The sequence below is a fragment of the Nocardiopsis halophila DSM 44494 genome (assembly GCF_000341245.1).
Taxonomy (GTDB): domain Bacteria; phylum Actinomycetota; class Actinomycetes; order Streptosporangiales; family Streptosporangiaceae; genus Nocardiopsis_A; species Nocardiopsis_A halophila.
Map to the genome: position 1 here is coordinate 1 of NZ_ANAD01000141.1, position 8216 is coordinate 8216.

General features: G+C 75.5%; 5 protein-coding genes. 3 read left to right on the forward strand and 2 right to left on the reverse strand.

Annotated elements, in window-relative coordinates; genetic code table 11:
• Positions 1 to 405: 405 nt before the first annotated feature.
• Positions 406 to 2799 carry an AAA family ATPase gene (locus D450_RS32575; RefSeq protein ID WP_083932681.1) on the reverse strand — a complete coding sequence of 798 codons (2394 nt, stop codon included), beginning with the start codon at positions 2797 to 2799 and terminating at the stop codon, positions 406 to 408.
• Positions 2800 to 4481: 1682 nt separating this feature from the next.
• Between D450_RS32575 and D450_RS0116955 the strand changes: the two genes are divergently transcribed.
• Together D450_RS0116955 and D450_RS0116960 are read left to right on the forward strand one after the other, a co-directional pair.
• Positions 4482 to 5483 (forward strand): NAD(P)H-quinone oxidoreductase, encoded by a 1002-nt coding sequence (locus D450_RS0116955; RefSeq protein WP_017539849.1) that lies wholly within the window; start codon positions 4482 to 4484, stop codon positions 5481 to 5483.
• Between the two features lie 55 nt (positions 5484 to 5538).
• Positions 5539 to 6069: a bacterial proteasome activator family protein gene (locus tag D450_RS0116960; RefSeq protein ID WP_017539850.1), complete on the forward strand. Its 531-nt coding sequence runs from the start codon at positions 5539 to 5541 to the stop codon at positions 6067 to 6069.
• 102 nt (positions 6070 to 6171) lie between these two features.
• Here D450_RS0116960 and serS read toward each other — a convergent pair whose 3' ends face one another.
• Positions 6172 to 7437, reverse strand: coding sequence for a serine--tRNA ligase (gene serS, locus D450_RS0116965; RefSeq protein ID WP_017539851.1), 1266 nt, complete (start codon positions 7435 to 7437; stop codon positions 6172 to 6174).
• A 58-nt stretch (positions 7438 to 7495) separates the two neighbouring features.
• Between serS and D450_RS0116970 the strand changes: the two genes are divergently transcribed.
• Positions 7496 to 8161 carry a GNAT family N-acetyltransferase gene (locus D450_RS0116970; RefSeq protein WP_017539852.1) on the forward strand — a complete coding sequence of 222 codons (666 nt, stop codon included), beginning with the start codon at positions 7496 to 7498 and terminating at the stop codon, positions 8159 to 8161.
• The last annotated feature ends 55 nt before the right edge of the window (positions 8162 to 8216 follow it).

An 8216-nucleotide genomic window follows, 5' to 3' on the forward strand; every position in this document is an offset into this window, starting at 1 on the left:
TGCCGATGTTCCCGGCCCCCTAGAGGCCCGCCGCCCGACAGCGCTACCGTGCGGGCCGCCGGCCTTCGTCGTCGCTGCTGCTTCACCCACCCCGATTGCGAGATCCCTGCGGTCGACAACCAGGCCCGGGGAACGGCCCACCTCGTCTCACCTGTCTTGCCGCTGTCCTTCTCCAAGCCCGTGGAGTCCGCCCTCTGGCCCCCGGGAACCGGGGGCCGCCCTTGCGACAGGGGCAGGACCACGGGGCGGCGGCCCCTCGCGATGGGGGCGGAGCCGGGGAGTCGGCCCCTGCGGGCGGCAGACCCGCAGATGACCCCGACCGGGTGACAAGACGACAAGGTGAGAAGACGACGCCGCCCGGGCACCCGATCGTTCGGGCGGCCCGGGCGGCGTGCGGTCCGGCGGTCAGCGGGGCCAGGCGAAGGCCTCGCCGACCGTGGCGCCGAGCCGCAGGTAGGAGTCACGGGTGCCCGGAGCCAACCGGTCCAGGTCGACCTCGGCGCCCTCCTCCAGGTGGGGGTCCCAGGGCACCCGCACCACGGCCCGGCAGCGGCTGGCGAAGTGCTGCTCCAACCGGTCCAGGTCGACGCTGCTCTTCCCGCTCGTGCGCACCATCGACAGCACGACCACGGCGCCGCGCACCAGGTAGCCGTACTCGTGCGCCTCCAGCCAGTCCAGGGTGGCGCTGGCGCTGCGGGCCCCGTCCACGGACGGCGAGCTGACCAGGACCACCTGGTCGGCCAGGCCCAGCACGCCCCGCATCGCCGAGTGCAGCAGACCGGTGCCGCAGTCGGTGATGCAGATGGAGTAGTAGTGCTCCAGCAGGCGGGAGACCTCGCGGTAGTCGTTCTCGCTGAAGGCCTCGGAGACCGCGGGATCGCGGTCGGAGGCCAGGATCTCCAGCCGGCTCAGCGCCTGGGAGGTGAACCCGCGGATGTCGGCGTACCGGGTGATGGTGTGCCGCTCGTTGAGCAGGTCCCGGATGGTGGCCGCGGTCTCCAGGCGCACCTTGTCCGAGAGGGTGCCCCGGTCGGGGTTGGCGTCGACCGCCAGGATGCGGTCCCCGCGCAGCGAAGCGAGCATCGACCCGAGCGCCACGGTCGTGGTCGTCTTGCCGACACCGCCCTTCAGACTGAGTACCGCCACCCGGTGGTGGCCGCCGGCCACGTGCGTACGCGCGCGGGCCACCAGTTCGTTGCGGCGCTTCTCGTCCGCGGACTCCCCCGGGTTGACCAGGCCGAAGGAGGCGGCGTGCACGGCGCGGCGCCACCCCCTCCCGGGCTTGCGCCTGGGAGGCCCGCCGCGCACCAGCGAGGCCGCGTCGAGTTCCTCGGCGCTCCCCGCCTGCTGCTGCCCCGCGACCTCGGGGTAGGCGGCGTAACCCTGCTGCGGCTGCTGGTAGGGCTGCTGGGCCCCGGTGTAGGGGCCGTACGGCGACGCGGGAGGACCCTGCTGCGCAGGCGCGCCCCACTGCCCCTGCTGGGTGTAGTCCTGCACGGGCTGAGGCCCGGTGCCATAAGCACCCGCGGCGGGGTAGCCCTGCTCCGCAGGCGCGTACGGATCGGCCTGAGCCTCCCACTGGCCAGGCTGCTGGTGCGCCGCCTGCTGAGGCCCGGTGCCATAAGCACCGGCATACGACTGGCCCTGCTCGGCTCCCCACGCGGGAGCCTGGCCGCCTTGGCCTGCCGCTCCATAACCGGGCGCGTACGGCTGTCGGGGCGCCCATTGCCCAGGCTGCTCCTGGCCGGCGACGGGCGCCTGACCGTACGCCTGCTCCTGGGGATATGCCTGCTCCCACTGCTGGGCCCCGTCGGGGGCAGCACCGTAAGGCGCCTCCCCCTGCACAGGCGGCTGGGGGCCGGTGCCGTAGGCACCGGCCGGAGCGTACGGATCATCCTGCCCGTACACACCCTCGCCAGCACCGCCATACGACGCCTCACCCTGCACAGGCGCCTGAGGGCCCGTCCCGTAGGCGCCCACGGGCGGCCGCCCCTGCTCAGGGCCCCACCCATAAGCCTGCGGCTCCTGGCCGACCGCCGTTCCGGGAGCGGCTCCGAAACCCTGCTCCCGCTGCTGGGCCCCGTCGGGAACAGCGCCATACGACGCCTCACCCTGCACAGGCGCCTGAGGACCGGTCCCGTAGGCGCCCACGGGCGGCTGATACTGCTCGTACGCCCCTTCCGCCCCCTGGGCGACACCGTCACCGTGAACCGGCGCCTGCGGCCCGGTTCCATAGGCGTCCTCCGCCGGACGCCCTTGGGCGTCCCAGGGCTGCGGCTGACCGTACTGTTCATGAACGCCTTCGACGACGGACGGAGCACCCGGTTCCTGGGCACGGGCCGACTGAGGCCCCGTCCCGAACGCCCCTTCCGGAGCCGGTCCGGCGACCTCGTCGACCGCGTCCTCACGCCCAGGGGCGGCCACCGGACCGGGGTCGGAGGCCACGGTCCTGTCGGCCGCGTCGTCGGCCCACACCTCGGGGGGCGTCCCCTCCCGCGGGTCCCGGGGTGCCTGGCCGGACTGGGCGGCGGACGGGAATTCGCTCCACTGCTCGTCCACCGGCCGCTCCGGGACGCCCGGAGAAGCCGCGGCGGCCGTGGCATCCGGAGCGCCCGAGGCGTCCGGTTCGAACCGCACGGTCGTCTCGGGCTCGCTGCCGTCGTCGTCGGGCAGCGGCGCCGCGTCGGGCAGGTCCGGGAGCGGCGCCTCCGCCTCCTCGGCCACCGCCTCCTCGGGGGCGGCGTCCGCCACGGGCGCCTCCCCGGTCCGCTCGGGCCCGTCCGTCTCGGAACCGGGCACACCGGTTTCCGCGCCTTCCGAGCCTTCCGCCGGACCGGGGGCGGACGTGGCCAGCGGGGGAAGCTGCTCCGGTTCGGGAACCTCGTCCCCGCCGCGCCTATCGAACGCGGGCACGGCTCCGGTGCCCGCGGCGCCGTCGGGCGCGGGCGCGGGCGCGGGCGGAGCGGACTCCGCGGGCGGGGCCGTCGGAGCGGCCTGCGCCTGCGGGGCCTGGGGGTGCTGGGGCGCCTGCGGGTGCGGGTGCTGCGGCACCTGCCCCTGGGGCCCTTGCTGCCCGTGCGGTCCTTGCGGCGCCCCCTGGCCCTGCTGAGGCCCAGGAGGCATCGGCGGCCGCTGCTGCCCGTGCGGCCCGTGGGGCGGCTGCGCGGGCGGGCGCCCCTGCTGAGCGGGGCCGCCCTGCGGCGGACCGTACGGCGGACGCGGGGGGCCGGGCGGCCCCTGCGGCGGGCGCCCGCCCGGAGGCCCCTGCGGTGGCGCTGCGTGCGGACCCTGGGGCGGCCGCGGCGGCTGCGCCCCCCGCGGTGCCTGCGGTGCCTGCGGGTGCGGCCCCTGCTGGGAGCCCGGCCGGGGGGCGGGTCGCTGCGCGCCCTGCTGCGGGCCCTGGGGCGGACCGGGCGGGGCGGTGGGGCGCTGCGGCGGAGCACCGTGCGGCGCGTTGCTCGGCGGCCCGGGAGGCGGGGTCTGCCGCGGGTTGTTCGGCGCGTTCGGTGGTGCGTGCGGGGGCGCGTTCGGCGGCACCGGCTGTGTGTACGGGCTCTGCGGCGCCTGGTGCGGCCCCGGGGCGCCGCCGTTGAACGGTGCGCGATCGCCGGGTGCGGAGTCCGGGCCGGGGGGCGGCCCGGCCTGCGGCCCCGGCTGCGGAGCGGGCTCCTGCGCCGCGACCGCCTCCTCCGGTTCGCCCTGCGCGCCCTGCGCGTCCTGTGCGTCCTGCGCCTCCTGCACGGGCTGCGGCTGCGGAGCTCCCTGGGAGTGGGGGGCCCAGGGCTCCTGCGGGGCGGGCGCTTCGGCCGCGGGTTCGGGGGCCGGGTCGGCGGGCGGCTCGGGCGCGGGCTCGGGGTACACGGGCGCGGGCGCCTCGGGGCCCGCGCCGCCGGGAACGGCGTAGGGCGGGGGCGGCGGCGCGCCCCCGTCGAGGGCGTACGGCGGGGGAGGGAGCATCCCCCCGTCGCCGAACCACTGGCCGGTCCCCTCCTCGGGCGACCAGCCGTGGCCGTCGACGTCGTCCCCCGGCACGGCGCCCGCCCCATGGTCACGCCCGTCCTCCGGCGGACGCGGAGTGCGGGGCTCCGGACCGTCGTGATCTCTCTGTGCCACGGAGGTTCTCCTCAAAACGCGTTTCAGGGGGCGTGAATGTGCAGCGCCGGGGCCGAGACCCGCGGGGGGTCAGAGGAAGCGGACGATTCGGACACCCAGCGTCGTCGGTTTTCTCACCTCAGTCAACAAAGATAAAACCCAGCGGCAGCGGCACGGCGCGCGCCCCGATCCGCGCTCGCCTCCCCCTGTACGACAGGGGTTCCCGCAGCCGTGGTTCGCACCGTCTCGCCCCCCTCCCCCTTCGACGCGCCCCCGCCCCGCCCGGATCCCCGCGGGCGGACGCCCTGCGGGCGCGGCCTGCGGAGGGCCGGAAGATCACGCTCCGCCGCGCTGTCCACCACCCGTCCGGGGTGGGTAGCTTTCCTTGCATGCGCGCGATCGAGATCAGTGAGCCCGGCTCCCCCGACGTCCTGTCCTGGAACGAGGTCCCCGACCCGGTCCCCGGTCCGGGCGAGGTCCTCGTCGACGTCGCGGCGAGCGCGGTCAACCGGGCCGACGTCAACCAGCGCCAGGGCAGCTACCCGCCGCCCCCCGGCGCCCCCGTCTACCCCGGCCTGGAGTGCTCCGGGCACATCGCCGCCCTGGGCCCCGGCACCGAGGGCACGGGCCGCGCCGTCGGCGACCCGGTCTGCGCCCTGCTCGCCGGCGGCGGCTACGCCGAGCGGGTGGCCGTCCCCGCCGGCCAGCTGCTGCGCGTGCCCCGGGGGATCGGCCTCGCGGAGGCCGCGGCGCTCCCCGAGGCCGCGGCGACCGTGTGGTCCAACGTGTTCATGGTGGGCGGCCTGGCCGCCGGCGAGACCCTGCTGGTCCACGGCGGCGGAAGCGGCATCGGCACCTTCGCGATCCAGCTGGCCCGCGCCCGGGGCGCCCGGGTGGTCACCACCGTCGGCGGCCCGGAGAAGGCCGAGCGCTGCCGCGAGCTGGGCGCCGACGCCGTCATCGACTACCGCACCGAGGACTTCCCGGCCCGCGTCAAGGAGGAGACCGGCGGCGCGGGCGCCGACGTCGTGCTCGACATCATGGGCGCCTCCTACCTCGACCCCAACCTGCGGTCGCTGAACGTGGGCGGCCGCCTGGTGGTCATCGGCCTGATGGGCGGCCGCAAGGCCGAGCTGGACCTGGGGCGGATGCTGGTCAAGCGCCAGTCGGTGCACGCGACCACGCTGCGCTCCCGCCCCGTGGAGGAGAAGGCGGGTATCGTCGCGGGCGTGGCCGAGCACGTCTGGCCGCTCGTCGAGGAGGGCGCCGTGCGGCCGATCGTCGACCGGACCCTGCCGCTGCCCCAGGCGGCGGAGGCGCACCGCATCATGGAGTCCGGCGCCCACGTCGGCAAGATCGTGCTCACCGCCGACCACCGGGGCGCCGCCTGACACCGGCCCCGGGGGACACACCCCGCGTACGACCATCCGCGAGTGAGGGTTTGCGATGAACAACGGATTCAGCGAAGAGGAGCAGCCGCAGGTGCTGATCGTGGGGCCCGGCGGCGCAGGCGGCCAGGACGGCGCCGAGGGGGCGGAGTCCGGCGAGGGCGAGGAGCAGCGCCCGCTCAGTGAGATGGTGGAGCAGCCCGCCAAGGTCATGCGCATCGGCAGCATGATCCGCCAGCTCCTCGAAGAGGTGAAGGCCGCCCCGCTGGACGAGGCCAGCCGCAACCGCCTCCGGGAGATCCACGCCAACTCGGTCAAAGAGCTGGAGGACGGCCTGGCGCCGGAGCTGGTGGAGGAGCTGGAGCGGCTGACGCTGCCCTTCACCGACGGCAACACCCCGAGCGAGCCCGAGCTGCGCATCGCCCAGGCGCAGCTCGTCGGCTGGCTGGAGGGCCTGTTCCACGGCATCCAGACCACCCTGTTCGCCCAGCAGATGGCGGCCCGGGCCCAGCTGGAGAACATGCGCAAGGCGCTGCCGCAGGGACAGGAGGCGCAGGGGCCCAACCCGGGATCGGGTCCCTACCTGTAGGCGCACCCAGGCGCACGGAGGCACGACGAGAGGGGCCGGTCCCGCGGGACCGGCCCCTCTCCTGCCCGCCGTGTGCCGCGTGTGCTGCGCGCGCCCCGGCGCTCAGCCCTTCACGGGCTCCAGCACGTCCAGGCCGACGTAGGGGCGCAGCGCCTCCGGCACCACGACCGACCCGTCGGCGCGCTGGTGGTTCTCCAGGATCGCGACGATCCACCGGGTGGTGGCCAGCGTCCCGTTGAGAGTGGCGGCGAACCGCGGCTTGCCGTCCTCGTCCCGGTAGCGGACGTCGAGCCGCCGGGCCTGGAACTCGGTGCAGTTGGAGGTGGAGGTCAGCTCCCGGTAGCGCCCCTGGGTGGGGATCCACGCCTCGCAGTCGTACTTGCGCGCCGCGCTGGTGCCCAGGTCGGCGCCGGCGATGTCCACCACCCGGTAGGGCAGCTCCAGCAGGTCGAGCATCTCCCGCTCCCGGGCGAGCAGCCGCAGGTGCTCCTCGTGGGCGTCCTCAGGCCGGGTGTAGACGAACATCTCGACCTTGTTGAACTGGTGCACCCGGATGATTCCGCGGGTGTCCTTGCCGTAGGAGCCGGCCTCGCGGCGGAAGCAGGAGGACCACCCGGCGTAGCGCAGCGGGAAGGACCCCGACTCCAGGATCTCCCCGGCGTGGTACCCGGCCAACGGCACCTCGGAGGTGCCCACCAGGTACTGGTCGTCGGCCGCGAGGTGGTACACCTCGTCGGAGTGCTCCCCCAGGAAGCCGGTGCCCTCCATGGTCTCGGGCTTGACCAGCACCGGCGGCACCATCGGGGTGAAGCCGCCCGCGATGGCCCGCTGCAGGGCCATGTTGAGCAGCCCCAGCTCCAGGCGGGCGCCCGGGCCGGTGAGGAAGTAGAAGCGCGCGCCCGACACCTTGGCGCCGCGCTCGGTGTCGATGGCGCCGAGCATCTCGCCCAGCTCCAGGTGGTCGCGGGGGGTGAAGTCGAACTCGCGCGGGGTTCCGGACTCCTCCATCACCACGAAGTCGTCGACGCCGCCCGCGGGCGCGCCCTCCTCCACGATGTTGGGGACCCCGGCCAGCGCCCGGTCGAGCTCCCCGGCCAGCCGCCCGGCCTCGGCGTCGGCCTCCTTGACGTCCGCGGCCAGGTCCTTGGCCTTGGCGAGCAGCTCCTCGCGCTCCTCGGGCGCGGCCTTGGAGACCGACTTGCCCACGCTCTTCTGCTCGGCCCGCAGGGACTCGAAGCGGGACAGGGCCGATCGGCGGGCCGAGTCCAGCTCCAGCAGGCGGTCGACGACGGCGTCGTCTTCGCCGCGGGCCCGCTGCGAGGCGCGGAGGCGGTCAGGGTCGTCTCGGAGAGCACGGAGGTCGATCACGTGTGCAGGGTACCGCCCCGGCGGCCGCGCCGTCCGCCGACGGTGCGACGATCATGCGATGGACCTGGCGAACTGGCCCCTGTACGGCCTGCGGATCACCACGCCCCGGCTGGAACTGCGCCTTCCGGACCTGGAGGAGCTGGACGCACTCGCCTCGGTGGCGGCCGGGGGCGTGCACGATCCGGAGCGCATGCCCTTCCGCACACCGTGGACCGACGCCCCGCCGGCCGAGCGCGCCCGCAGCGTCCTGACCTACTTCTGGAAGGCGCAGGCCGAGTGGCGCCCCGAGGACTGGAGACTGCAGCTGACCGTCTTCGCGGACGGGTCCCCTGTCGGCATCCAGGAGATCGCCGCCACGGACTTCGCCGTGGTGCGGGAGGTCTCCACCGGCTCCTGGCTGGGCCTGCCCCACCAGGGCCGGGGGCTGGGCACCGAGATGCGCGCGGCCGTGCTGCACCTGGCCTTCGCCGGCCTGGGCGCCCGGGCGGCGCGCACCGCCGTCCTGGACGGCGGCGCCGCCTCGCGCAGGATCACCGAGCGGCTGGGCTACCGGTCCGACGGGGCGGACCGCGTCGCCGTGCGGGGCACCGCCCGCTCCGAGGAGCGGTTCGTACTCGACCGGGCGGCGTGGCAGTCCCACCGCCGGGTCAGGGCGCATGCCGAAGGGGTCGCCGCCTGCGCCGCGATGCTCGGCGCGGAAAAAATCCCCGAATCCGCGTCATAGGCCGCGGGTAGCCGGGTCTCTACCGGTGACGGCGGGGCCGGGCCGCCCCCCCCGG

Bases quoted from the DNA above. Each gene is read 5' to 3' on its own strand.
- D450_RS0116955 (WP_017539849.1), top strand. From the start codon at position 4,482: ATGCGCGCGATCGAGATCAGTGAGCCCGGCTCCCCCGACGTCCTGTCC.
- D450_RS0116960 (WP_017539850.1), top strand. From the start codon at position 5,539: ATGAACAACGGATTCAGCGAAGAGGAGCAGCCGCAGGTGCTGATCGTG.
- D450_RS0116970 (WP_017539852.1), top strand. From the start codon at position 7,496: ATGGACCTGGCGAACTGGCCCCTGTACGGCCTGCGGATCACCACGCCC.